Consider the following 23907-nt stretch of genomic DNA (forward strand, 5'->3'; position numbering starts at 1 on the left):
AGGCGCGGCCGGCTGTACGCCCCAAAAATTATCGAGCCGTAACGTCGGTACAGCGCGGGCGCCGTCCCGGCATGGGAGAGGAAACGATGACCGTGACCAAACGCGCCCTCGTCGGCGCGCTGCTCTGCGCGACTGCCCTCGGCGTCGCCCCGTTCCGCATCACCCCCGCCTTCGCCGCCGACGCGATCAAGATCGGCCTCACCGGCCCCTATACCGGCGGCTCGTCCTCGATGGGCGTGTCCATGCGCGACGGCGCCAAGCTCGCCGCCGCCGAGATCAACAAGAACGGTGGAGTCCTCGGCCGGCAGATCCAGCTGGTCGAGCGTGACGACGAGGCCAAGAACGAGGTCGGCGCCCAGGTGGCGCAGGAACTCATCAACAAGGAGAAGGTCGTCGCCACCGTCGGGTTCATCAATACCGGCGTGGCGCTGGCCGCCCAGCGCTTCTACCAGGAAGCCGAGATCCCGGTGTTCAACAACGTCGCCACCGGCACGATCATCACCGAGCAGTTCAAGGCACCGGATTACGACAACAACTACGTCTTCCGGAACTCGGCCTACGACACGCTTCAGGCCGGCATGATGGTCGACGAGGCCCTGCGCGAGGGCCACAAGAAGATCGCCGTTCTTGCCGACTCGACCAATTACGGCCAGCTCGGCCGGGAGGATATCGAGAAGCAGCTCGCCGCCAAGAAGATGAAGGCAGTGGCCGTCGAGAAGTTCAACATCAAGGACGTCGACATGACGGCCCAGCTTCTGAAGGCCAAGGAGGCTGGGGCCGAGGTGATCCTCGCCTACGGCATCGGCCCGGAGCTGGCACAGATCACCAACGGCATGGCGAAGCTCGGCTGGAAGGTGCCGATGATCGCCTCGTGGCCGGCTTCGATGCAGAGCTTCATCGATATCGCCGGCACCAACGGCAACGGCGTGATCATGCCGCAGACCTTCATCGAGGATAAGACCGTGCAGAAGCGCGCCGCCTTCCTCGACGATTATTACAAGACCTACGGTGTGACGAAGATCCCGACCCCCGTGGCGGGCGCACAGGGCTACGATTCGATCTATTTGATCGCCGCCGCGATCAAGCAGGCCGGCTCCACCGACGGGCCGAAGATCCGCGAAGCCTTGGAGAACCTGAACACCAAGGTCGAGGGCGTGGTGACGACCTACGACCACCCGTTCACCGGCAAGGACCACAACGCGATCTCCCGCAACATGGTCGTGTTCGGCAAGGTGCAGGACGGCAAGATCGTCTACGCCAACCCGGAGGACGCCAAGAACGCCGGCACCGTCCGCGTGAAGGAAAAGTCCTCGAACTAGCCGAGGGACTTGGCGCCCCGGGGGATGAGCCCGGGGCGCCGCGAACCCGCTCCGTCATCGCGAGCGCAGCGAAGCAATCCAGGGACACGCCTTTTGCGGAAACGGCCCGCGACCCTGGTTTGCTTCGCTGCGCTCGCAATGACGGTGGAGATGGAGGGGCGGATGGGAGGCTTCCCGCTTGGCCCTCGACGACCGACCGCCGCGATGAACCGTAACCCAGGCCGGCCATGACCATCTTCCTGCAACTCGTGTCGTCTGGCGTCGCGGTCGGCATGATCTACGCCGCCATCGCCTTCGGCTACCAATTGACCTTCGCCACGTCGAAGACCCTGAACTTCGGGCAGGGCGAAGCGCTGGCGGTGGGCGCGCTGTTCGGGCTCACCCTGGTGCCGTTTACCGGCTACTGGCTGATGATCCCCCTGGTCCTCGTCTTCGGCTTCGGCCTCGGCGCCGTCGTCGAACGGCTGGCGGTGCGGCCGGCGATCGCGATCAAGTCCGAGTACGGATGGATCATGGCCACCATCGCGCTGGGCATCATCTTCCGCAATCTTGCCGAAAACATCTGGGGCCGGGACGATCTTCCGTTCCCGTCGCCCCTTCCGGATGTGCCCTACGAGATCGGCGGCGTCCGCATCCTCCCGATGGAGATGCTGATCGTGGCCGGCGCCCTGCTGATGATGCTCGCCGTCGAGATCTTCAACCGCAAGTCGATCTGGGGGAAGGCGGTCGTGGCCACCTCCAACGATATCGATGCGGCCGGGCTGATGGGCATCAACACCAAGCGGGTCATCACCCTCTCCTACTCGATCAGTGCCATGACGGCGGCCTTCGCGGGCGTGCTCGTGGCCCCCGTCACCCTCACCGGCGCGACGATGGGCTCGGTGCTGGCGCTGAAGGCCTTCGCCGTGGCGATCATCGGCGGCCTCGAATCCGGCCTCGGCGTCATCGTCGGCGGCCTGATCCTCGGCGTCGCCGAGACGCTGACCGGCTTCTACATCTCGACCGGCTACAAGGATGTGCCGGGCCTGATCCTCCTCCTGGTCGTGCTGTCGATCCGCCCGGTCGGGCTGTTCGGCAAGGCCGTCATCAAGAAGGTCTGACCGCCATGGCGAATTCCGCCCTCGCGCCGGCGGCCGAACCCGCGGCCGCCCCGTCCATGAGCCGCGGCATCGGCTGGGTCGGCGGGCTGCTGCTGGTCGCCTTCCTCGCGGGTTTCCCGCACGTCATCACGAGCACTTACTACGTGCACCTTATGATCGTGATCGCAATCTACGCGATACTGATCCTCGGGCTCGATATCGTCGTCGGCTACACGGGCCAAGTCTCCCTCGGCCATGCCGGATTGTTCGGCATCGGCGCCTACGCGGCGGCGGCCCTGTTCTTCCACTTCAAGATCGGCATCTGGCTCGGCCTCCTGGCCGGGATCGGGCTCACCGCCGCCTTCGGGGCGATCCTGGCGGTGCCGGCGCTGCGGGTGAGCGGCCCGTACCTCGCCATGGTGACGCTGGCCTTCGGCACGATCATCCAGATCTTCATCAACGAACTGACGCCGATCACCAACGGCCCGCTCGGCATCACGCTGCCCCCGGTGCGCGTCCTCGATTTCTCGCTGATCGGAATGCAGGCGCCCTGGGGGGCGGCCGGGCGCAAGCTCGAATTCTACTACCTCGTCTGCGCCTGCCTCCTCGTCACCATCGTGCTCGTGAACCGGGTGGTCCGCTCGCCCTTCGGCCGGGCCTTTGAGGCGCTACGCGACTCGCCCATCGCCTGCGATTGCATGGGCGTCTCGGTCTACCGCTACAAGGTCTATGCCTTCGTGGTCTCGGCGGGCCTCGCCGGGCTGGCGGGCGCCCTGTTCGCGTGGTCCGAGCGGTATGTTTCGCCCAACACCTACAGCTTCGAATTGACGGTGCTGTTCCTGCTCGCCGTGACCATGGGCGGGCGCAAGTCCCGCTCCGGGCCGCTGATCGGCTCGGTGATCATCGTGATGATGCCGAACATCCTCGCCGATATCAGCCTCGTGCGGATCATGGCGGGGATCATCGCCGCGGCGGCGCTGATCGTGGGCGCGCAGGCGTTCCTGCGCAAGCGTGACAACCGCTACGCGATCCTGATCCCGGTGGCGCTCTGCATCCTGTTCTTCCCGGCCACGATGCTGATGGAATCGGTCACCGATTTCCGCCTGACGGTGTTCGGGCTGCTGATCCTGTTCGTGGTCTATTACCTGCCGGACGGCATCGTCGGCTTCCTGCGGCAGATGATCCCCGCACTCCGCCCGGCCCACACGGCGGAGGGGCGCAGCGTCTCGGCCGAGGGCTCGGCGCTGATCGCCCAGCGGGGCGATGCCGGGGCCGACGCCCTTCTCAAGGTCGAGCAGGCGCTGATGCAGTTCGGCGGCCTGAAGGCGCTGGCCGGGGTGGACCTGACGGTGAAGCCCAGCACGATCCACGGCCTCATCGGCCCGAACGGCTCGGGCAAGAGCACGATGATGAACGTGCTGACCGGCATCTACAAACCCACGGCCGGCTCGGTGACCCTCGCCGTCGGTGGGGGCAAGCGCCTCGACGGGCGCACACCCTCCGAGATCGCCCTGGCGGGCGTCGCAAGGACGTTCCAGAACGTCCAGCTCTTCCGGGAGATGACGGCGCTGGAGAACGTGCTCGTCGGCCTACACCACACCTTCAAGGGCACGCTGTTCGACGCGATCCTCGGTACCCCCCGCCGCCGCCGGGAGGAGAAGGAGGCCCGGGCTCGCGCCATGGCGATCCTCGACTTCATGGGGCTCCATACCCTGGCGCAGACCGAGGCGCGCAACCTCCCCTACGGCAAGCAGCGCCTCCTGGAGATCGGCCGGGCGCTGGCGCTGGACCCGGTGCTCCTCCTCCTCGACGAGCCGGCGGCGGGCCTCACGGCGCCGGACATCGCCGACCTCGTGGCGATCATCCGCAAGATCCGCGACGCCGGCATCACCGTCATCTTGATCGAGCACCACATGGACGTGGTCATGGGCCTGTGCGACCGGGTCAGTGTCCTCGATTTCGGCCACAAGATCGCCGAGGGTGGCGCCCGCGAGGTGCAGGCGGACCCAAAGGTGATCGAGGCCTATCTCGGCGCCCCCGGCGAAATGGGCGGCACCGCTGCGGAGACCGCCCATGCTTGAGGTCCAGGGTCTCCATGCCGGCTACGGCCTCGTCGAGGTGCTGCACGGCCTGACCTTCCAGGTGCCCAAGGGTCAGGTGGTCACGCTGATCGGCTCCAACGGGGCCGGCAAGACGACGACCATGCGCGCCCTGTCGGGCATGATCCGCCCGCGCTCGGGCACGATCCGCCTGAACGGCAAAGACATCGCCGGGATGGAAAGCCACGACGTCGCCCGCGAGGGGCTGGCGCATTCCCCCGAGGGTCGGCGCGTGTTTCCGACCCTGTCCGTCGAGGACAACCTGACGCTCGGCGCCTTCCCGCGCCTCACCGGCTCGCGACCGAAGGGCGACATCGCCGCCGACCGGGACCGGGCCTTCGCCCTGTTCCCGCGCCTGAAGGAGCGCCGCACCCAGCTCGCCGGCACCCTCTCGGGCGGTGAGCAGCAGATGCTGGCCATGGGCCGGGCGCTGATGCTGAAACCGGAAATCCTCCTCCTCGACGAGCCCTCCATGGGCCTCGCCCCCAAGCTGGTGGAGGAGGTTTTTCGTATCATCCGCCAGTTGAAGGAAGAGAAGGTGACGATGCTGCTGGTCGAGCAGTTCGCCATGGCGGCGCTGGGCGTGGCCGACCACGCCTATGTGCTCGAGAACGGCCGCATCCGCTTCCAGGGCCCGGCGGCGCAGCTGAAGAACGATCCGGCGGTGAAGGCCGCCTATCTCGGCGGGCATTGAGCCGGGCCTCGCCGTCATTGCGAGCGCCGCGAAGCAATCCGGGAACGCGCTACGTTCTGAGACGGCCCGCTGCCCTGGATTGCTTCGCGGCACTCGCAATGACGGGGGGCAATGGCGGTGAGGGTGGAAACACCCTCACCGCATTGAGCGCTTACGCCGCCGTCTTCGACTTGAGCAGCCGGCGATTCACCAGCACCTCGGCGATCTGCACCGCGTTGAGGGCCGCGCCCTTACGCAGGTTGTCCGAGACGCACCAGAAGTTCAGGCCGTTCTCGATGGTGGCGTCCTCGCGGATGCGGGAGATGTACGTGGCATCCTCGCCCGCCGCCTCGTGCGGGGTCATGTAGCCGCCGTTCTCGCGCTTATCGATCACCAGGATGCCCGGCGCCGCCCGGAGGATCTCCGTGGCCTGCTCCGGCGAGAGCGGACGCTCGAACTCCACGTTCACCGCCTCGGCATGGCCGATGAAGACCGGAACGCGCACGGCGGTGGCCGTGAGCTTGATCTTCGGGTCGAGCATCTTCTTGGTCTCGGCGACCATCTTCCACTCTTCCTTCGTGTACCCGTCCTCCATGAAGACATCGATGTGCGGGATCACGTTGAAGGCGATGCGCTTGGTGAACTTGCCGCCCTGCTTGATTTCGCCGGCGGTGAAGACGGCGCGGGTCTGGTTGAACAGCTCGTCCATCGCCTCCTTGCCGGCGCCGGAGACCGACTGGTAGGTCGAGACCACCACGCGTTTGATGGTCGCCGCCTCGTGCAGGGGCTTGAGGGCCACGACGAGCTGAGCCGTCGAGCAGTTCGGGTTGGCGATGATGTTGCGCTTGGTGAAGCCGGCAATGGCGTCGGCATTCACCTCGGGCACGATCAGCGGCACGTCGGCGTCGTAGCGGAAGGCCGACGAGTTATCGATCACCACGCAGCCCTGCTGGCCGATACGGGGCGACCACTCCTTCGAGGCTTCCCCACCCGCCGACATGAGGCAGATGTCAGTGTCGGAGAAGTCGTAGGCGTCGAGGGTTTTCACCTTCAGGGTCTTGTCGCCGAAGGAGACCTCCTGGCCCTGGCTGCGGCGCGAGGCCAGCGCCACGACCTCGTCGGCGGGGAACGCCCGCTCGGCCAGGATATCGAGCATTTCGCGGCCCACGTTGCCCGTGGCGCCGACGACGGCGACCTTGTAACCCATGTCTCGTCTCCGCGCGTCCTTAACCCGAACGATCCGGGCGTTGCGCTTCTCCTCGGGTTCACGCCGGCGGCGGGATCGTTCGCGCCGGTCCGTTCCGCCCGCAAACGGGCGCGGCCGCAGGACCGGCCCATGGAGCCGGCGCCGGCGGCCAGGGGGTCAGCAAGGCACAGGAAGGCGGGGGCCTGTCAAGGCCGCATTCCCGCAACGCAGCATGGTGAAGCGGCGATTCACCCTCTCCGCCGATTTTCCGTCCCCGGAAACGCCTTGGTGGAACGCCCGCGTGCAGGCTGCCCCTCGGCCAGCGCGCCGGGGCAGGTTGGGAATTCATGCGGATCGAAGCCATGGACGTCGAGGCGCGGGGGCGGACCGGACGCGGATCGACCGCTCTCGTCCTGCCGATCCGTTTCGCCGCCGCCGCGGCAGTGATCGCCGGTATCGCACTGGCCGTGCGCGTGCCGCCGCCGCGGGGGGCGATGCCGTCCCTGGCGCCCCCAGCCCAGGCTCACGCCATCCTGGCCCCCGCGCCTCTGCGCCTCGATGAGCCGGGCATCGACCCCGTCAGGATCGAGCCCGGCCGGATCGACCCGAAGACCGGCCTGCGGGAAGACGTCCTCGGACGCGGCAGTTTCGCTGCCATCGAGGCGCCGGTCCTGCGCCTCGCCGTGACGCGGGGCGACGGCGCGGAGCGGAAACCGGGTCTGTTCGTGTTGGTGGCGAGGCGGGCGGCCCATGCGGCCCGGGGGGAACTTCCCCTCTCCGTGCTCCGGGCAGGCCAATGGGGCATCGTGCCCACCCGCTTCGGCCCCGCGGAGATCGCACAGGTGACCCTCGCAGGCCCGTCGACCCGGAACTGCACGGGTTTCGTGGTGGCTCGGCCGGGGCTGCGCCTCGACGGGTTCCTCTGCGCGCCCCTCGGCGGTGCCCCGGAGGCCCGGGCGCTGGCCTGCACCCTCGACGCCCTCGACCTCGACGATCCCGCCGATCCTGCGGCCACGGCGCTGTTCCGGCAATCCGGCAGCAACAGCGCGTGCGCTAGCATCCAGACGAGCGAGGCCGATCCCGCCGGGAAGATAGGCTCGATCGCTTTGGTGAAGGCGCGCACGAAAAATTGAGGCACGAGTGTGGCAAAGCACGCAAGCGCGGCCGTAACCCTGGAACTCTCGGAAGCTTCACGCGTCTTCTCCACAGACGCGGCGAACTGTTAAGCTTCCGCCGCCACAATGATGGCACTCTCATGCGAAGGACGGCCATGCGCTCCCTCACAATCGCCCTCCTGGGCGCCCTCACCGTTGCCGGCCTCGGCACCGTGACTGCGGCGCCTGCTCAGGCGCAGGACGGTTTCGCCACCGGTCCGGTCTACCGGGTCAGCCGCCCCCTCCCGATCCGCGTCCGTCCGCGTTCGTGGCTCGACGCCGGCAACGTGCCCCTGTCGTCGGGCGTTCCCGGCGCCGGCGGCTCGGGCAACCCGGCCACCAATCCCTACCTGATCGCGGCCTCGAACGCCCTCACCCCGCCCTACGGCCCGAGCGACCGCTACGGCGCCGGGATCCTGCCCGACCCGATCACCAATGGCCCGTTCATCGGCGCCCGGTCGAGCGCGGTGCGCAACGTTGACCTGTCCTTCGTGGACCGGCTCGACCCGACATCGCCGCTCTACGGCCGCCCGTACTAGTCGTCAGCGCAGTCAGGTTACGGGGCGCGGATCTGGAAGGGTCCGCGCCCTTTCGTTTGCACAAGGCAGATTTTGCTCTCCCTTTAAAACCCTCTCCGTCATTGCGAGCGAAGCGAAGCAATCCAGGGATGCGCCACGTTTCAAGTCGTCCCGCTGTTCTTGATTCTTCGCTGCACTCGTAATGACGATTGGGAGTTCTCTTCAGGCTGCTAAGCCACCTTCGCGGCGCCATCCCGCCCGTCTGTGACGCCGCCGACCAAGTTGAGCCCGAGCAGGAACTCCGCTGGGAAATCCGTGCGCAGGACGGGCTCCCGCGGCACGGCCCCCACCAGCGCCTGAGCGTCGGCCCGGCGGGCGGTGACCGCCTCGGCGACGGAGACGGCCACAAAGGTCAATTCCTGGCCGCCTTGAGCCTGAGCCAGCCGGCCGAGGTCCGGGCCGATCACGGTGGCGATCTTGGGATAGCCGCCCGTCGATTGCCGGTCCGCCATCAGGATGATGGGCAGCCCGTTCCCGGGCACCTGGATCGCCCCCATCGCCACGCCGTCCGAGACGATGTCATGGCCCCTGGCATGGGCGAGGGGCGTCCCGTCGAGGAAGCAGGCCATCCGGTCGCCCCGGGGCGACACGGTCCAGCGCCGCCCGAGGAAGGCTTTGATTTGGTCCGGGGCGAAATAGTCGTCCTGGGGACCCAGCACCACGCGGATCCATGCCGGGTCGCGGTCGAGCCACGGCGCGACGAGGCGCTGCGGAGCGCCCTCGCCCACCCGGGCCTGCGCCACCGGGAGGCGGTCCCCCGCCCTCAGCCCCCGGCCGCCGAGGCCGCCGAGGGCCGAGCGGGTATGGGTCGCGGTCGATCCGAGGACCGGCGGCACATCGATCGTCCCCGCCACGGCGAGGTAGCCCCAGGCACCGCTGCTACCGGCGCGCACGGTGAGGGTCCGGCCCGGTTCGAGGGTCAGCGCACAGGCCGGCGGCAGCGGCTCCCCATCCAGGGTGGCCCGGAACCCCACCGAGACCAGGGCCAGGCCGAGCGGGCCGTCCGACGCGCTCACCGTCACGCCGCCTGTCGAGATCTCGATGGCCGTGGCATCGAGGGGCTTGTCGAGGGCCCGGTTGGCGGTGGCGAACATCAGCGGGTCCATGGGCCCGGCGGCGGTGATGCCGAACCGGAGGTAGCTCCGCCTCCCGCCATCCTGCAGGGTCACGCCCGGCCCGGCGGCTTCGATCGCCAGAACGCTCACCGACGTGCCTCCTCCCGGCGGGCAACCCGCTCCCCCGCCGCTTCGCGGGCGGCGAGCGTGGCGAAGGCGGTGGCGGCAATCGCTTCGAAGCGGATCTCGTCCCCCGGGGCCACGAAGAAGCTCTCACTGCGCTCTGGCGCATACAGTCGGCAGGGCGTGGCGCCGAGGACGTACCAGCCGGTCGGCATCGGCACGGTGGCGACGGCCGCGAGGCCGCCGCCGACCATGACGGCATTCGTGGGATGGGGCGGCCGGGGGCTCGGCCGCCGGGCGACCGCCAGGGCCTCCGGCAAGCCGCCGAGATAGGCGAAGCCGGGGGCGAAGCCGTACATGTAGACCCGGTAGGTCGCCCCGGAATGGATCCGCGCCACCTGTTCGGGCCCCTGTCCGATGAGGTCCGCCACGGCGGCGAGATCCTCCCCGTGGGGGGCGTCGTAGCAGCAGGGCAGGATCCAACGGGCCGGCGCGGCGGCGCGGGCCGGCGCTCCCTCCGCCAGGGCCACGACTCGCCCGGCCAGGGTGTCCCGGTCGAGGATGAGCGGGTCGTAGTGGATCATCAGGGAGCGATAGGTCGGCACGGTCTCCACGAGGCCGGCCGGCGGGTCCCCCGCGAGGGCGTCGTCCAGGGCAAGAACCCGGTCGCTGATCGCCGGCTCGACCGTCGTGCCGAACTCGACCACCAGGGCCGCCTCGCCCGCGTCGAGGATCCGGGGCGTCGCACTCACGGGCGGAACGGCGCCAGGGTGACGCCCGCCCCCTCGAGCCGGGCGCGGACGGCGCGGGCCGTGCCGACGGCATGGGCCGAGTCGCCGTGGACGCAGATCGAGCGGATCGGTGTCGGCAGGCGCCTGCCGGAGGCCGTCACGATGGCCCCCTCCTCCACCATCGCGAGGACGCGCCCGGCGGCCTCGTCCTGGTCCGTGATGAGGGCGCCGGGGAGGCTGCGGGCGATGAGCTGGCCGTCCTCGGTGTAGCCGCGATCCGCGAAAATCTCCTGGTGGACCTCCAGCCCCGCCGCCTCCCCCGCCGGCACCTGGGCCGTCAGGGCGATGGCGAGCAGGGCGAGGCTGCGGTCCACGGCCCGGACCGCCCCCGCGATGGCGTCGGCCACAGCCCTGTCCTCGGCGGCGAGGTTCGCCAGGGCGCCGTGGGCCTTCACGTAGGTGATGCGGTGGCCGGCATAGGCCGCGAGCGCCGCCGCGGCGCCGACCTGATAGGCGACGAGCCGCTCGATCTCCGCCGGCGAGAACGGCATCCGCCGCCGTCCGAAGCCCCATAGGTCCGGGAAGCCGGGATGGGCGCCCACGGCGACGCCCTTCTCCTTCGCCAGCCGGAAGGTGGCGGCCATGATCTCGGGATCGCCGGCATGCAGGCCGCAGGCGACGTTGGCCGAGGTCACCACGCCGAGCATCGCCGCGTCGTCGCCGCACGAATAGGCTCCGAAGCCCTCGCCCAGATCCGCGTTGAGATCGACGCTCGCCATCGCTGCCCTGTCCTCGTGCTCAGCCGCCTCCCCACGCGCCCGCCGGGGACGGATTCACTTGATCTGAATGCTGTCCACCACCTGCCGGAACGCGGCCAGCACGCCCTCGCGCTGGTCCTCGCGCACGACGCCCACGGCGCGTAGGTAGCCATCCGGGTTGAAGCGGATCGTCTGGGCGACGACCACCTGCTTGTTGGTGGGCATGTCCGTGGCCCGGGCCACGATCTCGTGCCAGTCGACGCCGTTCGAGCGGTAGCTCTGCGACCGCTCGATGGCGAAGTCCTTCATGGTTTGGTTGGCGTAGAGGGCCGCGCGGGCGAAGGCGTCCCGTTGGTCGGCATTCGGCGGGGGCTGGATCGCCTGGGCGATGACCAGGATCGGCTGCTCCAGGTTCTGCATCTGGTCCTTGGGACCTTTGGTCAGCAGGACCGAGTTGCCCGCCAGGACCCGGACGGGTCGGAAGCCAGCGGAATCGGTAATGCGGAACGGCAGCGCATCCACCTGCTGGGTCAGGGAGAGCGGCGCGCGGATGGCGATGTCGGTGACGAGCTTGCGCATCGTCTCATCGGTTTCCGCGTCGGGCGTCGCCTGCGCGATGACGAGGCCGGTGACCGTCGGGGTGCCGACGACCACGATCCATTTGTGGACCGCCGGGCCGGGATTGGCCGCATCGGTCGGCTGCTCGCCCGTGTAGAGCATTGCCTCGTTGTCGCCGACCTTGATCGGCTCCTTCGTCGCGAGGGCGAAACCCTGGTTGCGCAGGTTCGCGTCGGTGAAGCCGGCCACCAGTTCAGGGAAGGCGTTCGGCGGAAGTTCCACGACGGAGACGGTCGCCCCGCCCTCCTCCCGCTCGAACCCCGAGAAGCGCTTGGACAGGACCATGTCCGACGGGGGCTCGAAGCCGAAGCGGGATCCTGGCGGAAACACCCGGTCGGCCGCCGCCGCCGACCAGAACCCAGCGAGGGCGAAGACCGCCGCGAGGGGCCACCTGAGATCGCGCACCGGCATGAAACTCAACGCTCTCCACCTGCCGTCCCCGACGGGACAGACGGACACGATGCGTCCGATGCCCTGGGGCGGGAGTCAAGCGAGGTAATTCGGTTCCCTCGGTTCACGTTACCGGGGCGGACAACCGGCCGCACGAGCACCGCCATTGCGGCAATCCCAGCGGCGTAGGCAAGGAGGTTCCAGGGGGAGAAGATCTGCCCCAGAAGGAGTTGGCCGACCAATGTGTGGCGGAAGGCGTCGAGAGCCGGCATGTGCACGAGCCTCGACAGTTCGACGCAAACCGCGGCAGCGCCGGCGATCGTCAGACAAGCGTACCGTCCCCACCACCTGGGACGGAAGGCGGCAGCCAGGGCGTAGAGCATCATGCCCCACAGGATGCCACCTCCGTAATGATGGGTGGTGAGCGGGAGGTGCCAGGGCCCGAGCCTTAGCGCGAGACCGGCCAGGATCACGAGGACGGTAATGCCCAAAGCAGCCCGCCGCGTCACGACGGGCGAACCGCGACAGTTGGCATCTCCTCGTGTCGCCAGCGGACGATGCCCTGTGCACATGCAACCAGGGTATAAGATACGATCATCAGTAGAAACCACGACGACAGTTTCGCGGCGGCGACCGGCGACCATCGCACCATCTGATTGGGATAAAGCCACGTGCCGGTGAGGGTCCCGATGTTCTCGGCGAGCCAGATGAAGAGCGTGACGAGGCCTAGGCCGACGAGGAGTGGCATCCGCCGGTGGCGATGCCAGACCTTGAAATGGATGGTCGCCGGGCCAAAAGCGAGCGCAGCCACTGCGATCAGGCCGAAGCGGAAATCGAGCCCAGTGTGGTCTGTCAGGAAGTTCGCGTAGATGGCCACGGACAAGGTAATAATCGCCCAGAGGGGCGGATGGCGTGTAAAGCGGAAGTCAAACAAGCGCCAGACACGGGCGATATAGCTGCCGACCGCCGCGTACATGAAGCCGGTGAAGAGCGGCACGCTGCCCAGCCGGAAAAAGCTCGCCTCCGGATAGACCCAGGCACCTATGGCAGTCTTGTGGATCTCCATTACGGTGCCGATCACATGAAAAACCAGAATGACGCGAGCCTCTGCCCACGTTTCCATGCGGAACCATAGTAGCAGGGCCTGGATCATGAGAGCGGCGGCGAAGAGGGCGTCGTAACGGGCGACAGGGAAATGCGCCGGCCACATGAGGCGGGTTAGGATCAGTAATCCAAGAAGCAACCCACCAAATAGGCAAGCCCATCCCTGCTTTATGCCGAAACGCAGGAACTCGTAGGCGCCGGCCGAGATCGGGCCGGAGCTGGTCAGTCTCTTCCCGAGCCGTGTCTCTGTCTCGACGAATCGCGCTATCGCGCGCCATTGCAGAGCCGCGCTCGCTTCGCGCGGGGGACACTCTTCGGAAGGCTCACGAAGCTCGTCGTTCATGGGGTCACGCCGGCCGTACGCGACGGAGGGTGAGGTTGATCCGTCCGCCCGGCGGCAGCAGGCCGGGCAGGAGATCCTCCGCCAGAAGGTCGGGCTCGGGATAGATCCGGTCGACCCCGTGGAAGATCAGACGGGAGGGGCCGCCGATGACCAGGGCATCGCCGGGCATCAGGCGGACGGAGCGGGTCGGATCGGACCGGGCGAGGCCGCCGTAGCGGAACAGGGCCGGAGCGCCGAGGGACAGGGACAGGACGGGGGCGCCGAACTCTTCTTCGTCCCGGTCCTGATGCAACCCCATCCGCGCGTCGGGGCCGTAGAGGTTGATGAGGCAGGCTTCCGGCGGGGCCGGATACTCTGCAAGGCGTTCCCAGGCCGCCAGCGCGGTGGGCGGGATCGGCGGCCAGGGTACGCCGGTCTCGGGGTGGTGCGGCTGGTAGCGGTAGCCGCACTCGTCGGAGACCCAGCCCAGCGGGCCGGCATTGCCCATCCGCACGGAGAACGGCTTGCCGGTGCGCGGCATCCGCGGCGTGAAGGGCGGCGAAGCGGCGAAGATGGCGGCGACCTCCCCGGCCAGCCGGGTCCGGGCCGCCCCGTCGAGGAAGCCCGGATGGTGGATCAGGCCGGGGCGGAGCGCCACGCTCACGCCGCGTCGATGTCGCGCTCCAGCACCGTCTTGGACTCCACCGTGGTGTCGCCCTTCAGCCGGTAGACCAGGGGCACGCCCGTGGCGATCTCCAGACCGGAGATGGTGGACGGCGTCAGATGGTCGAGGACCATCGCCAGGGCCCGGAGGGAATTGCCGTGCGCAGCGACGAGGACCCGCTGGCCCGACATGACCCGCGGAAGGATCGTCTCGATGTAGTAGGGCAGAACCCGCGCGGCGGTATCCTTCAGGCTCTCGCCGCCGGGGGGCGCCACGTCGTACGAGCGGCGCCAGGTATGGACCTGCTCGGCACCCCACTTGGCGCGGGCGTCGTCCTTGTTGAGGCCCGACAGGTCGCCGTAATCCCGCTCATTCAGGGCCTGCGAGCGCAGGACCTCGATGTTCGACTGGCCCATCTCCTCTAGGATCAGGGTGCAGGTGCGCTGGGCGCGGCCGAGATCGGAGGTGAAGGCGACGTCGAAGCCGTAGCCCTCGCTCTTGAGCCAGCGCCCGGCCTTCACCGCCTCGTCGACACCACGGTCCGTCAGGCCCGGGTCGCGCCAGCCCGTGAACAGGTTCTTGAGGTTCCACTCGCTCTGGCCGTGGCGAGCGAGGACGAGCAGGCGCTCCATCGTCAATCTCTTCAGTCTCTCAAGTGCGCGGCGGAGTTGCAGCGGCTTGCCCGGGCTCGTAGCAGCCGCGGGCCGGAGGCCAAAGGGTGGTGTTCCGCTTACGCTTATAAAAGAGCCTGGCCATTCACAGGTCGAGGACATCCGCCATCGCATAGAGGCCCGGCGGCCTGGGTTGCGCCCAGAGCGCGGCCTTCACCGCCCCGGCGGCGAAGAGTCCCCGGTCGGCGGCGTGATGGCTGATGGTGAGGGTCTCGCCCGGGCCGGCGAAGAGCACGCTGTGGTCGCCCACCACCGAGCCGCCCCGCAGGGTCGCGAAGCCGATGTCGCCGGCCTTCCGCGCGCCGGTATGGCCGTCCCGGGTGGAGACACGCACGGCCGGCAGGTCGACGCCCCGGCCCTCGGCGGCGGCCTCGCCCAGCAGGAGCGCGGTGCCGGAGGGCGCGTCCACCTTCATGCGGTGGTGCATTTCCAGGATCTCGATGTCGAACTCCGCCCCCAGCGTCGCCGCCACCTTGCGGACCAGGGCCGCCATGAGGTTCACCCCGAGGGACATGTTGCCCGAGCGGACGATGCGGGCGTGGTAGGACGCCGCCTTCAGCTTGGCGAGATCGTCCTCAGAGAGGCCGGTGGTGCCGACCACGTGGACGATCCGCGCCTGCGCGGCGAGTTCGGCGAAGTGCACCGTGGCGGCCGGGGCGGTGAAGTCGAGTACGCCGTCGGCGGCGGCGAAGGCAGTCAGCGCGTCGGCCGTCACCGGGACGCCCAAAGCCGGCAGGCCCGCGAGGGTGCCGGCGTCCTGCCCGAGGACGGGCGAGCCTTCCCGCTCGATCGCCGCCGAGAGGGTGCACCCCTCGGCCTGCGCCACCGCCCGCACCAGCATCCGTCCCATGCGCCCGTCGGCGCCGACTACGACGAGCTGCATCTCGAACCTGTCCGTCTAACCGCGTCACGGAAGGGGTCCGCCCGGGGGCGGCACCCGTTTGCTCGGAGAGGCTTCAGGCCTCACTTCGTCTCGGGCGCGATCTGCTCCAGGCCGCCGATATGCTTCTGCGCATAGAGCGGCAGGCCGATCTGCCTGATGAGTTCGAGCTGCGTCTCGAGGAAGTCGATATGGCCTTCCTCGTCCTCGGCGAGATGCTCGAACAGGTTCTTGGAGACCCGCTCGTTGATCGACTCGCAATACTGCGCCGCTTCGAGATAGAGCGCCCGCGCCCCGTTCTCGGCCGCGAGATCGCATTCCAGGATCTCCTGCACGTTCTGGCCGATCCGCAGCGGATCGAGTTCCTGCAGGTTCGGGAAGCCGTCGAGGAAGAGGATCCGGTCGATGAACCGGTCCGCGTGGTTCATCTCCTCAATGGATTCCTTGCGCCAGAACTTGGCCAGCTCGACATATCCCCAATCGTTGAGCATGCGGAAGTGCAGCCAGTACTGGCTCACCGCGGTCAACTCGCTGCGCAGGCCGCGATTGAGATACTCGATGACCTTGGCGTCGCCCTTCATACTCACAACTCCCCCAGACAGAGAATCGGAGGGGGACCGCCCGATCAGGCGCTGACCCGCTCCTCCGTTCCCGGAAGCTTCACCAGAGTACAGGCGCTCGCGCAAGCACTGCCGCAGGAATGGCCGTGTTCCCCGGTGGGAATGTCTTCCCCGAGGGCGTTGCGCATGATCTCCCGGATGGTGCGGGCGCAGCGCCCGCATTTCGGGCTGCAGCCGAGGCAGGCGTAGACCTGCGCCGGGGTCCGCGGGCAACCCGGTCCCGGGCCGAGGCAGGAGCGCACGGCGCCGTCCGAGAGGACGTTGCAGGAGCAGACGATCATGCGATCGACAAATCCGTTCCACAGTCGCGCGCCAGTTTGGAATTGTTGAAAACTAGAGCTTTATCAATCCCTTAGCGCGAGGGGGGAGATGGCAGCGCGAAGACAATTGGTCAAGCGCGGATCGCCCGGGCGCCCTGTGCGAACGGTCGCAGGGCTGCCTGCGAAGGCCCCGCGGACACCCTCGCCACGCCTCCATTCCCACCCTCGCCCTCATCCTGAGGTGCCGTCGCGGAGCGAGGGCCTCGAAGGATGTCTTCCGTAGTCGCGCGATCCCTGGAGCCCTCCTTCGAGGCCGCTTTGCGGCACCTCAGGATGAGGGACGGGATGAAACAAAGGAGGGATTCGCCGTCTCTCCGCGGGGCTACCGGGCGAGTTCGCGCAGGCCGAGACGGATCAGCGTCTTGGCCTCCGCGCCCTCGCCCGCACCCTTCAGCGCGGCGGCCACGGCGGCCGAGGCCTGGGCCTGCTGGTAGCCGAGGTTGACGAGGGCCGAGATGGCATCGCTCACCGGTTGCGGCGCCGTGCCTTCCTCGACCGCTCCCGAGAGGGCGACCAGGGCGGGATCGATGGGCGAGAAGGCCGGGGCCTTGTCCTTCAGTTCGGCGGTGACCCGGGCGGCGAGCCGCGGGCCAACCCCGGGGGCGCGGGCGATGGCGCCCTTGTCGCCCGTAGCGATGGCGGTCGCCAGGGCCGGCGGCTCCAGCACGGAGAGGACCCCGAGGGCGACCTTGGCGCCGACACCCTGGACGGTCTGCAGCAGGCGGAACCACTCGCGCTCCGCATCCGAGCGGAAACCGTAGAGGCGGATCATGTCCTCGCGGACGAAGGTCTCGATGGAGAGGGACGTCGCTTCGCCGACCGGGGGTAGCCGCTGGAGTGTCCGCGCCGAACAATGCACCACGTAGCCCACCCCCTGCACGTCGAGGATCACGAAATCCTCGCCGTAGGAATCGACCACGCCCTTCAGCTTGCCGATCATGCCCTGCCCGCCCGTATCCTGCGGGGGGATTAGAGCACCCCGGGCGAAAGGGGAACGTGCCGACGGGTGCTTGAGGTCTGCCGGGCTTCGTGGAATGAGCCGACGCAGTTCAGCCCCATCCACGATATCGAATGCGCGCCACAGCCTTCGCCCTCGCGGCCCTGCTTATGAACGCGACGGCCGGCCTCGCTCAGGTTGCCGCGGCTCCGACGCAGGCGCCGACCCAGGACCCGACGCAGGTCAAGGCCGGCCGCTACGTCCTCGATCCGGATCACGGGAAGATCACGTGGTCCGTCTCCCATCTCGGCTACTCGACCTATTACGGCCAGTTCACCGGTGTGAGCGCCACCCTGGACCTCGATCCGAAGGTGCCGGCCCGCAGCCGCCTATCCGTCACCGTTCCCCTGAGCGGGGTGCTGACCGGGAACAGCCGCCTCGACGAGCGCCTTGCCGCGTCCGATTTCTTCGACACGCCGAAATTTCCCACGGCCAGCTTCACGGCCACGGGAGTCGAGCAGACGAGCCCGACCACGGCCCGGATCACCGGGGACCTGACCCTGCGCGGGGTGACGAAGCCGGTCTCCCTGGACGCGACCTTCAACCAAGCGGGCACGAACCTCATCGATCGGCGCTATACAGTCGGGTTCGACGGGCGGACCGTGATCAAGCGCTCCGAATTCGGGATCAGCGCCTTCCTGCCCCTGGTCGGAGACGAAGTGACCCTTCGCATCGAAGGGGAGTTCAAGGCAGCCCCCTGACCGGGATGCGCCGGGTTGGAGAGGAGAGACCGTGGTAAGGCGGCAGACGATCGTGGCGGTGATCCTCGCCCTCGCCGGCGCGACCGGGGCGTCCGCGGTGGAGAAAGCGGCAGCCCCCCCGCCCCCGGCGAACGGGCTTTCGCCCCTGGATGCCTATGCCGAGGCGGCGGCGACGACGATCCTCGCCGAACAGAATTGCCCGGGCACTCATCTTCGGGCGGGGCGGCTCACGACCCTGCGGCTGGCGGCGAAGGTCGTTCCGGCGCAGGAAGCGATGCTGGAGGCCAAGTTGCGCAGCCGCGCCGCGGACCTGCGCCAGCGCCTCGCCGCGGACGGCCAAGCGGTCTGGTGCGACGCGGCCATCGACGCCTTCGGGCCGCAGGGCACCGTCGCCAGGGATGTCCTCGTCCGCTGAGGCGCGGATTGACAGCCACCGGCTCCACACACTAGACACCGCGCACGACGCGCGGCCTGATCGCAGGATTCGCGCGTTTTCGCGTTGTCCGGTTCGCCCGGCCAATGACTCAAACAAGAAGCCGGTCCAGGGCCGCCGCAGGGCTCCCGGAGGCCGTTCGAGAGCACGAGAGAACGATGTTCGCAGTCATCAAGACGGGCGGTAAGCAGTACCGCGTCGCCGCCAACGATACCATCACCATCGCCACCCTCGCGGGTGAGGCCGGCGAGACCGTGACCTTCGGCGAGGTTCTCCTCTTCGCTGATGGCGCCGGCGCCACCCAGGTCGGCGCGCCGACCCTGTCGGGCATCAGCGTCACGGGCGAGATCGTCAGCCACGGCCGGGACAAGAAGGTTATCGCCTTCAAGAAGCGCCGCCGGCAGAATTCGCGCCGCAAGCGCGGCCACCGTCAGCACCACACGGTGGTGCGCATCACCGGCATTTCCGCGTGATCGAGCGCGGGCTTCCCTGAGCCCGCGATCCGCGCGACCCCCTGAGACAGATTCGGAGTTCGAGAGATGGCACACAAGAAGGCAGGCGGCTCGTCCCGCAACGGCCGCGACTCGGAAGGCCGGCGCCTCGGCGTCAAGAAGTTCGGCTCGGAAGCCGTGATTCCGGGCAACATCATCGTGCGCCAACGCGGCACCAAGTGGCACCCCGGCGCCAATGTCGGCATGGGCAAGGACCACACCTTGTTCGCGCTGAAACCCGGCACCGTGCAGTTCGAGACGCGCCGCGGGCGCGCCTTTGTAGCCGTGGTGCCGCTGGCCGAGGCCGCGGAGTAACAGGCGGGCGCCCGAGAGGCGAAGCGAGCGTCCCGCGACGGTGTCCCACACCGGACCGGAGACGTGAGCCGCCCCTCTAAGGGACTGGTCTGACGGAACACCGGGGAGGATGGGACACCATCCTCCCCTTCGTCGTCTCTGGGCGCCGCATCCCGCGGGGAGCGTCGCTGGCGAGGACGCCATGTTCCCTGATCTGTTCCGCGACGACGTCTTCCGGATCGAGACCCGTCGCCTGTGGCTGCGCTGGCCGGCGGCCCGCGACGCCGAGACCATCCACCGCCTCGCCTCCGAGCCGGGTGTGGCGGAGATGACCGCGAGCATCCCCCTGCCCTTCGAGCGGGCCGATGCGGACGCGTTCATCGTGACGAGCCGGGCCGGCAATGCCGCGGGCACGGGCCTGATCCTGGCCCTCTGCGAGCGGGGCCGGCCGGGTCGGGCCCTGGGCGTGGTGTCGATCACCTGCGAGGACGACGAATCACCCGCCCATCTCGGCTACTGGCTCGGCCGACCGCACTGGGGTCATGGGCTGATGACCGAGGCGGCAGGCGCCCTGATCCATGCGTGGTTCGCTTGGACCCCGGCGACGCGCCTCGACGCGTCGGCACCGGTGACGAACGTGGCTTCCCGGCGGGTGCTGGAGAAGACGGGTTTCGTTTGGACCGGCCGGGCCATGGCGGGCTTCCCTGCCCGAGGGGGCGAGCGCGAGGTCGACCGGTTTCGCCTGGAGCGGGGGCGCTGGCGCGCCCGGGCGGGCAGCGACCGGCACGAGCTTGCCGCAGCCGAATGAGATATACCCTGTCCGGTCATCGCGGACGGGGGGAGGCGATCCGGGGCAGCGGGAGACTCGTAGCCTTGACGCATCCCAGGATTGCTTCGCTGCGCCCGCAATGACGGTGGGCGCGATGCAACGATTTTCAGCCGGGCAACCGAGTCCGGCTCACGACAACGAGACGGTCCCGTGAAATTTCTCGACGAAGCCAAGGTCTACATCCGCTCCGGCGACGGCGGCGCCGGCTGCGTGTCGTTCCGGCGGGAGAAGTTCATCGAATTCGGCGGCCCGAACGGCGGCGACGGCGGTCGGGGCGGCGATGTCTGGATCGAATGCGTCGAGGGGCTCAACACCCTGATCGACTACCGCTACCAGCAGCACTTCAAGGCCAAGAAGGGCGAGCACGGCATGGGCTCCAACTGCCACGGCGCCTCCGGGGCGGACGCCGTGCTGAAGGTGCCCGCCGGCACCCAGGTCTTCGCCGAGGACGGGGAGACCCTGATCGCCGACATGACCGAGATCGGCCAGCGGGTGCGCCTCGCCAAGGGCGGCAACGGCGGGTTCGGCAACGCCTACTTCACCACCTCCACCAACCGGGCGCCGAAACATGCCAATCCCGGCCTCGAAGGCCAGGAGATGTGGATCTGGCTTCGCCTGAAGCTCATCGCCGATGCCGGTCTGGTGGGCCTTCCGAACGCCGGCAAGTCGACCTTCCTGGCGAGCGTCACGGCGGCCAAGCCCAAGATCGCCGACTATCCCTTCACCACGCTCCATCCGGGCCTCGGGGTAGTGCGGGCCGACGGACGCGAATTCGTCCTCGCCGACATTCCCGGCCTCATCGAAGGCGCCCACGAGGGCGTCGGCCTCGGCGACAAGTTCCTCGCCCACGTGGAACGCTGCCGGGTGCTGCTCCACCTCGTCGATGGCACCAGCGAGCATGCCGGCAAGGCGTACAAGCTGGTCCGCGCCGAGATCGAGGCCTACGGAAACGACCTCGCCGACAAGCCGGAGATCGTCGCCCTGTCGAAGGCCGACGCCCTCGACCCGGAGACCCTGAAGAGCCAGACCGCCAAGCTGAAGCGGGCGGCGGGCAAGGCGCCGATGGTACTCTCCTCGGCGAGCCGCAAGGGGGTGCCCGAGGCGCTGAGGGCGTTGCAGGACGCCATCGAGCAAGGCCGGGCCGCGGAGGCCCCGGCCGTGGCCGCGTGGCAGCCGTGAAGGAGGGGGCCCTTCGCCGGCCCCCTCCCCGTTGGCGTCAGGCCTGCTTCATCTTGGCGATCGTCTCCGGCGAGACGCCGGGGAAGTTGTTGGAGAGCAGGTAGTTCGGGCTCGCCTTGACCCAGGCGTCGAGGTCAATTTCCTCGAACTTGCCGTTGTCCCAGGTCTGGATGATCTCAAGGTCCTCGTCGCCGATGTTCTTGATGGCATGGCCGAACCCCATCGGGATGTAGGCCACGTCGCCCGGCTTGAACTCCGCGACCTTGCCCCGGCCGCCCGAGCCGAACACCGCGACCTGACCCTTGCCCTTCAGGTAGAAGTGCCACTCGTTGGCGTTCACGTTCCAGTGCAGCTTGCGCATCTGGCCCGGCCGGATCGTCATCACCCCGCCCGACATGGTTTTCTGGATAGGCCATTCATCGACCGTCGCCAGCCGGAAGGTGCCGCCGTCGAACTCACGCACCGCCCGCGGGTCCTTGAGGAGGCGGAACTTGTGGGTGGATTCCTTCGGCCACGGGGCATCGAGGGCCTGCGAGACCGGGACGACCGGACCGGCCTGGATGTAGGCCTCGCCCTTCGGGAACTTGTCAAACACGTCGGCCGGCAAGCCGAAATCGAGGGCGAGCATGTCCTTCGGCGTCACGTCGATCCAGTCGGTGATCGAGAAGGTCCCGTGCTCGGAGAAGGCGCCGTTGTCGAAGGACAGGATGAAATGGCACGGCTTGTCGCCGATCGTCTGGATCGAGTGGCCGTGGCCCTTGGGGAAGTACCAGAGGTCGCCGGGCTCGTAGTTGTTGATCTCGCTCGCCCCCGACGGGTCGAGGACCACCGTCTGGCAGCGCCCGTCGATGACGTAGGCCCATTCCGCGGCGATGGCGTGCCAGTGCAGCTCCCGGGAGGCGCCGGGCTCCAGATACATGTGGACGCCCGCGATCCCCTTGCTGATGGGGAACTGGTGGACGGTCGCCTCCTTGGCCCAGCCGCCGCTCGTGACCTTCGGCTTGTTGCCGTCGAGGGAGAAGTGGAAGTCGGGCATGGCGCCGACATCCTTCGGATCGTGGTAGGCGACCTGAGCGCCGCCCTGCAGGGAGGTGACCTGCCGGCCGAAGCCGCCCTCGCCCGGCTGACCGTGGTCGGTGCCGGGGGTGACGGCGGCATTCGCCGTCTGGCTGAGGGCCACGAGTCCGCCCGCACCGAGCGCGGCCGTACCGAGGAAGGTCCGTCTGTTGGCGTCCATGATCACTATCTCTTCGGTGTTTTCTGGGGGTCGGCGCTCTCCGCCGTGCCCCAGCCGTCCGCCTAATGTATTTTGTATACCGTCGAATTCACGAGCATGTGAGGGATGATGACGGTCGGTCAAACGTGTCATTCGCTGCCGCAGCGCGAGACGCCCCTCTGACGGCTCGGCTGTTCAAACGCCCCGTCTTCCGTCACATCTCACCCGCGATCCTGCCCGACGAGACTCATGATCCCCGCCCTCGACACCTTCCGCCGCGTCGTCATCAAGGTCGGTTCGGCCCTGTTGGTCGATCGTTCCCGCGGCCGCCTGCGCCACGCTTGGCTGGCGGCCCTGGCCGAGGACATCGCCGACCTACATGCCCGCGGGGTCGACGTTCTCGTGGTGTCGTCCGGCAGCATCGCCCTGGGCCGGACCGTGCTCGGCCTGCCGCCGGGGGGGCTTCGGCTGGAGGAGAGCCAGGGGGCCGCTTCCGTCGGGCAGATCGCCCTGGCGCGGCACTGGGCGGAGGCGCTCGGACACCACGGCATCGTGGCGGGGCAGATCCTCGTCACCCCGCAGGACACGGAGGAGCGCCGCCGCTACCTCAACGCCCGCTCCACGGTGCAGAAACTGCTCGAACTGCGCGCGGTGCCGGTGGTCAACGAGAACGACACGGTGGCGACCGCCGAGATCCGCTACGGCGACAACGACCGCCTCGCCGCCCGGGTCGCCACGATGATCGACGCCGACGTGCTGGTGCTGTTCTCCGACATCGACGGCCTCTACACAGCGCCGCCCAACACCGACCCCCATGCCCGACATCTGCCGATCGTCGAGCGGATCACCCCGGAGATCGAGGCCATGGCCGGCGGCCCCGCCTCGGAACTGTCTCGGGGCGGCATGCGCACGAAGGTCGAGGCCGCCAAGATCGCCGTGGCGGGAGGCACGCACCTCGTCATCGCCGACGGGCGGGGCAAGAACCCGCTGAAGGCGGTAAAGGACGGCGGGCGCTGCACGTGGTTCCTGTCGGGCTCCACGCCGACCGCGGCGCGCAAGACCTGGATCGCCGGATCCCTGGAGCCCCGCGGCAGCCTCACCATCGACGCCGGCGCGGCCAAGGCCCTCGCCGGCGGCGCGAGCCTGCTGCCGGTGGGCGTGCGCAGAGTGGAGGGCAATTTCTCCCGCGGGGATGCCGTGCTGATCTGCGATCCCGAGGGCCGGGCCATCGGGCGCGGCCTCGTGGGCTACGACAGCGCCGAGGCGGCTTTGATCATCGGGCATCCGAGCGCGCGGATCGCGGAGCTGCTCGACTATCCGGGCCGAGCCTGGATGGTCCACCGGGACGACCTCGCGCTGTTCTAGCGTTGGGATTCTGCGCCCGAATTCATCGTGAGGTTTTCCTCTCCCCGCAGGCGGGGAG

At 68.6% G+C, this 23907-nt stretch carries 27 protein-coding genes; 13 read left to right on the plus strand and 14 right to left on the minus strand.

Annotated features, from left to right (window positions below; translation table 11 throughout):
• The first annotated feature begins 86 nt into the window (after window positions 1-86).
• The 4 genes from MFF22_RS05235 (at window position 87) to MFF22_RS05250 (ending at window position 5191) form a co-directional block, all read left to right on the plus strand.
• A complete protein-coding gene (locus MFF22_RS05235; protein WP_238247905.1) occupies window positions 87-1319 on the plus strand; it encodes an ABC transporter substrate-binding protein in 1233 nt (410 codons plus the stop codon).
• Between the two features lie 227 nt (window positions 1320-1546).
• Window positions 1547-2419 (plus strand): branched-chain amino acid ABC transporter permease, encoded by an 873-nt coding sequence (locus MFF22_RS05240; protein ID WP_238247906.1) that lies wholly within the window; start codon window positions 1547-1549, stop codon window positions 2417-2419.
• Between the two features lie 5 nt (window positions 2420-2424).
• On the plus strand, window positions 2425-4479 hold the full coding sequence (locus tag MFF22_RS05245) for a branched-chain amino acid ABC transporter ATP-binding protein/permease (RefSeq protein WP_238247907.1): 2055 nt from the start codon (window positions 2425-2427) through the stop codon (window positions 4477-4479).
• On the plus strand, window positions 4472-5191 hold the full coding sequence (locus tag MFF22_RS05250; protein ID WP_238247908.1) for an ABC transporter ATP-binding protein: 720 nt from the start codon (window positions 4472-4474) through the stop codon (window positions 5189-5191). Before MFF22_RS05245 ends, MFF22_RS05250 begins: the two co-directional genes overlap by 8 nt.
• A gap of 151 nt (window positions 5192-5342) precedes the next feature.
• Here the strand turns inward: MFF22_RS05250 and MFF22_RS05255 are convergent, their stop codons facing one another.
• The gene (locus MFF22_RS05255) at window positions 5343-6377 is read right to left on the minus strand and encodes an aspartate-semialdehyde dehydrogenase (RefSeq protein ID WP_238247909.1); all 1035 of its coding nucleotides are present in this window, start codon (window positions 6375-6377) and stop codon (window positions 5343-5345) included.
• A 326-nt stretch (window positions 6378-6703) separates the two neighbouring features.
• Here MFF22_RS05255 and MFF22_RS05260 point away from each other — a divergent pair, with 326 nt between their 5' ends.
• Window positions 6704-7489 carry a hypothetical protein gene (locus tag MFF22_RS05260; RefSeq protein ID WP_238247911.1) on the plus strand — a complete coding sequence of 262 codons (786 nt, stop codon included), beginning with the start codon at window positions 6704-6706 and terminating at the stop codon, window positions 7487-7489.
• A gap of 137 nt (window positions 7490-7626) precedes the next feature.
• Window positions 7627-8049, plus strand: coding sequence for a hypothetical protein (locus tag MFF22_RS05265; RefSeq protein WP_238247912.1), 423 nt, complete (start codon window positions 7627-7629; stop codon window positions 8047-8049).
• Between the two features lie 209 nt (window positions 8050-8258).
• On the opposite strand, the gene MFF22_RS05270 is transcribed toward MFF22_RS05265, so the two are convergent.
• From MFF22_RS05270 to ruvA, 12 genes are all read right to left on the minus strand, one after another.
• Window positions 8259-9293 (minus strand): 5-oxoprolinase subunit C family protein, encoded by a 1035-nt coding sequence (locus tag MFF22_RS05270; RefSeq protein ID WP_238247913.1) that lies wholly within the window; start codon window positions 9291-9293, stop codon window positions 8259-8261.
• Window positions 9290-10018 (minus strand): 5-oxoprolinase subunit B family protein, encoded by a 729-nt coding sequence (locus MFF22_RS05275; protein ID WP_238247915.1) that lies wholly within the window; start codon window positions 10016-10018, stop codon window positions 9290-9292. Before MFF22_RS05275 ends, MFF22_RS05270 begins: the two co-directional genes overlap by 4 nt.
• Window positions 10015-10776, minus strand: coding sequence for a 5-oxoprolinase subunit PxpA (locus tag MFF22_RS05280; protein ID WP_238247917.1), 762 nt, complete (start codon window positions 10774-10776; stop codon window positions 10015-10017). The genes MFF22_RS05275 and MFF22_RS05280 overlap by 4 nt, the downstream gene beginning before the upstream one ends.
• Before the next feature lie 54 nt (window positions 10777-10830).
• A complete protein-coding gene (locus MFF22_RS05285; RefSeq protein ID WP_238247919.1) occupies window positions 10831-11784 on the minus strand; it encodes a hypothetical protein in 954 nt (317 codons plus the stop codon).
• Window positions 11785-11789: 5 nt separating this feature from the next.
• Window positions 11790-12335 carry a ribosomal maturation YjgA family protein gene (locus MFF22_RS05290; RefSeq protein ID WP_306424663.1) on the minus strand — a complete coding sequence of 182 codons (546 nt, stop codon included), beginning with the start codon at window positions 12333-12335 and terminating at the stop codon, window positions 11790-11792.
• A complete protein-coding gene (locus MFF22_RS05295) occupies window positions 12269-13210 on the minus strand; it encodes a DUF817 domain-containing protein (RefSeq protein WP_238247920.1) in 942 nt (313 codons plus the stop codon). Before MFF22_RS05295 ends, MFF22_RS05290 begins: the two co-directional genes overlap by 67 nt.
• A gap of 4 nt (window positions 13211-13214) precedes the next feature.
• Window positions 13215-13853 (minus strand): alpha-ketoglutarate-dependent dioxygenase AlkB, encoded by a 639-nt coding sequence (locus tag MFF22_RS05300; RefSeq protein ID WP_238247921.1) that lies wholly within the window; start codon window positions 13851-13853, stop codon window positions 13215-13217.
• Window positions 13850-14485 carry a 2,3-bisphosphoglycerate-dependent phosphoglycerate mutase gene (locus tag MFF22_RS05305; protein WP_238247922.1) on the minus strand — a complete coding sequence of 212 codons (636 nt, stop codon included), beginning with the start codon at window positions 14483-14485 and terminating at the stop codon, window positions 13850-13852. Before MFF22_RS05305 ends, MFF22_RS05300 begins: the two co-directional genes overlap by 4 nt.
• A gap of 124 nt (window positions 14486-14609) precedes the next feature.
• Entirely contained in the window at window positions 14610-15407 is a 798-nt protein-coding gene (gene dapB, locus MFF22_RS05310) for a 4-hydroxy-tetrahydrodipicolinate reductase (RefSeq protein WP_238247923.1), read from the minus strand.
• A gap of 80 nt (window positions 15408-15487) precedes the next feature.
• Window positions 15488-15985: a bacterioferritin gene (bfr, locus tag MFF22_RS05315; protein WP_238247924.1), complete on the minus strand. Its 498-nt coding sequence runs from the start codon at window positions 15983-15985 to the stop codon at window positions 15488-15490.
• A gap of 44 nt (window positions 15986-16029) precedes the next feature.
• Window positions 16030-16305: a (2Fe-2S)-binding protein gene (locus tag MFF22_RS05320; protein WP_238247925.1), complete on the minus strand. Its 276-nt coding sequence runs from the start codon at window positions 16303-16305 to the stop codon at window positions 16030-16032.
• A 361-nt stretch (window positions 16306-16666) separates the two neighbouring features.
• On the minus strand, window positions 16667-17284 hold the full coding sequence (gene ruvA, locus MFF22_RS05325) for a Holliday junction branch migration protein RuvA (RefSeq protein ID WP_238247927.1): 618 nt from the start codon (window positions 17282-17284) through the stop codon (window positions 16667-16669).
• 131 nt (window positions 17285-17415) lie between these two features.
• Here ruvA and MFF22_RS05330 point away from each other — a divergent pair, with 131 nt between their 5' ends.
• The 6 genes from MFF22_RS05330 (at window position 17416) to obgE (ending at window position 21268) form a co-directional block, all read left to right on the plus strand.
• A complete protein-coding gene (locus MFF22_RS05330; RefSeq protein ID WP_238247929.1) occupies window positions 17416-18042 on the plus strand; it encodes a YceI family protein in 627 nt (208 codons plus the stop codon).
• A gap of 31 nt (window positions 18043-18073) precedes the next feature.
• Entirely contained in the window at window positions 18074-18457 is a 384-nt protein-coding gene (locus MFF22_RS05335) for a hypothetical protein (protein ID WP_238247931.1), read from the plus strand.
• 176 nt (window positions 18458-18633) lie between these two features.
• Complete coding sequence (gene rplU, locus MFF22_RS05340; protein ID WP_238247933.1) at window positions 18634-18948, plus strand: 50S ribosomal protein L21; 315 nt, start codon at window positions 18634-18636, stop codon at window positions 18946-18948.
• A 66-nt stretch (window positions 18949-19014) separates the two neighbouring features.
• Entirely contained in the window at window positions 19015-19281 is a 267-nt protein-coding gene (gene rpmA, locus MFF22_RS05345) for a 50S ribosomal protein L27 (RefSeq protein ID WP_106489921.1), read from the plus strand.
• Between the two features lie 181 nt (window positions 19282-19462).
• Window positions 19463-20068, plus strand: coding sequence for a GNAT family N-acetyltransferase (locus MFF22_RS05350; RefSeq protein WP_238247935.1), 606 nt, complete (start codon window positions 19463-19465; stop codon window positions 20066-20068).
• 171 nt (window positions 20069-20239) lie between these two features.
• A complete protein-coding gene (obgE, locus tag MFF22_RS05355; RefSeq protein ID WP_238247937.1) occupies window positions 20240-21268 on the plus strand; it encodes a GTPase ObgE in 1029 nt (342 codons plus the stop codon).
• Window positions 21269-21305: 37 nt separating this feature from the next.
• Here the strand turns inward: obgE and MFF22_RS05360 are convergent, their stop codons facing one another.
• Window positions 21306-22505, minus strand: coding sequence for a cupin domain-containing protein (locus tag MFF22_RS05360; protein WP_238247938.1), 1200 nt, complete (start codon window positions 22503-22505; stop codon window positions 21306-21308).
• Between the two features lie 228 nt (window positions 22506-22733).
• Here MFF22_RS05360 and proB point away from each other — a divergent pair, with 228 nt between their 5' ends.
• On the plus strand, window positions 22734-23849 hold the full coding sequence (gene proB / locus MFF22_RS05365) for a glutamate 5-kinase (protein ID WP_238247939.1): 1116 nt from the start codon (window positions 22734-22736) through the stop codon (window positions 23847-23849).
• Window positions 23850-23907: the final 58 nt, after the last annotated feature.

The sequence above is a fragment of the Methylobacterium persicinum genome, from assembly GCF_022179525.1.
Classification (GTDB): domain Bacteria; phylum Pseudomonadota; class Alphaproteobacteria; order Rhizobiales; family Beijerinckiaceae; genus Methylobacterium; species Methylobacterium persicinum.

Excerpts from the sequence above, each read along its gene's own strand:
- MFF22_RS05235 (WP_238247905.1), top strand. The coding sequence starts at position 87 with ATGACCGTGACCAAACGCGCCCTCGTCGGCGCGCTGCTCTGCGCGACT.
- MFF22_RS05240 (WP_238247906.1), top strand. The coding sequence starts at position 1,547 with ATGACCATCTTCCTGCAACTCGTGTCGTCTGGCGTCGCGGTCGGCATG.
- MFF22_RS05245 (WP_238247907.1), top strand. The coding sequence starts at position 2,425 with ATGGCGAATTCCGCCCTCGCGCCGGCGGCCGAACCCGCGGCCGCCCCG.
- MFF22_RS05250 (WP_238247908.1), top strand. The coding sequence starts at position 4,472 with ATGCTTGAGGTCCAGGGTCTCCATGCCGGCTACGGCCTCGTCGAGGTG.
- MFF22_RS05255 (WP_238247909.1), bottom strand. The coding sequence starts at position 6,377 with ATGGGTTACAAGGTCGCCGTCGTCGGCGCCACGGGCAACGTGGGCCGC.
- MFF22_RS05260 (WP_238247911.1), top strand. The coding sequence starts at position 6,704 with ATGCGGATCGAAGCCATGGACGTCGAGGCGCGGGGGCGGACCGGACGC.
- MFF22_RS05265 (WP_238247912.1), top strand. The coding sequence starts at position 7,627 with ATGCGCTCCCTCACAATCGCCCTCCTGGGCGCCCTCACCGTTGCCGGC.
- MFF22_RS05280 (WP_238247917.1), bottom strand. The coding sequence starts at position 10,776 with ATGGCGAGCGTCGATCTCAACGCGGATCTGGGCGAGGGCTTCGGAGCC.
- MFF22_RS05285 (WP_238247919.1), bottom strand. The coding sequence starts at position 11,784 with ATGCCGGTGCGCGATCTCAGGTGGCCCCTCGCGGCGGTCTTCGCCCTC.
- MFF22_RS05290 (WP_306424663.1), bottom strand. The coding sequence starts at position 12,335 with ATGTGCACAGGGCATCGTCCGCTGGCGACACGAGGAGATGCCAACTGT.
- MFF22_RS05295 (WP_238247920.1), bottom strand. The coding sequence starts at position 13,210 with ATGAACGACGAGCTTCGTGAGCCTTCCGAAGAGTGTCCCCCGCGCGAA.
- MFF22_RS05305 (WP_238247922.1), bottom strand. The coding sequence starts at position 14,485 with ATGGAGCGCCTGCTCGTCCTCGCTCGCCACGGCCAGAGCGAGTGGAAC.
- dapB (WP_238247923.1), bottom strand. The coding sequence starts at position 15,407 with ATGCAGCTCGTCGTAGTCGGCGCCGACGGGCGCATGGGACGGATGCTG.
- bfr (WP_238247924.1), bottom strand. The coding sequence starts at position 15,985 with ATGAAGGGCGACGCCAAGGTCATCGAGTATCTCAATCGCGGCCTGCGC.
- MFF22_RS05320 (WP_238247925.1), bottom strand. The coding sequence starts at position 16,305 with ATGATCGTCTGCTCCTGCAACGTCCTCTCGGACGGCGCCGTGCGCTCC.
- ruvA (WP_238247927.1), bottom strand. The coding sequence starts at position 17,284 with ATGATCGGCAAGCTGAAGGGCGTGGTCGATTCCTACGGCGAGGATTTC.
- MFF22_RS05330 (WP_238247929.1), top strand. The coding sequence starts at position 17,416 with ATGCGCGCCACAGCCTTCGCCCTCGCGGCCCTGCTTATGAACGCGACG.
- rplU (WP_238247933.1), top strand. The coding sequence starts at position 18,634 with ATGTTCGCAGTCATCAAGACGGGCGGTAAGCAGTACCGCGTCGCCGCC.
- rpmA (WP_106489921.1), top strand. The coding sequence starts at position 19,015 with ATGGCACACAAGAAGGCAGGCGGCTCGTCCCGCAACGGCCGCGACTCG.
- MFF22_RS05350 (WP_238247935.1), top strand. The coding sequence starts at position 19,463 with ATGTTCCCTGATCTGTTCCGCGACGACGTCTTCCGGATCGAGACCCGT.
- MFF22_RS05360 (WP_238247938.1), bottom strand. The coding sequence starts at position 22,505 with ATGGACGCCAACAGACGGACCTTCCTCGGTACGGCCGCGCTCGGTGCG.
- proB (WP_238247939.1), top strand. The coding sequence starts at position 22,734 with ATGATCCCCGCCCTCGACACCTTCCGCCGCGTCGTCATCAAGGTCGGT.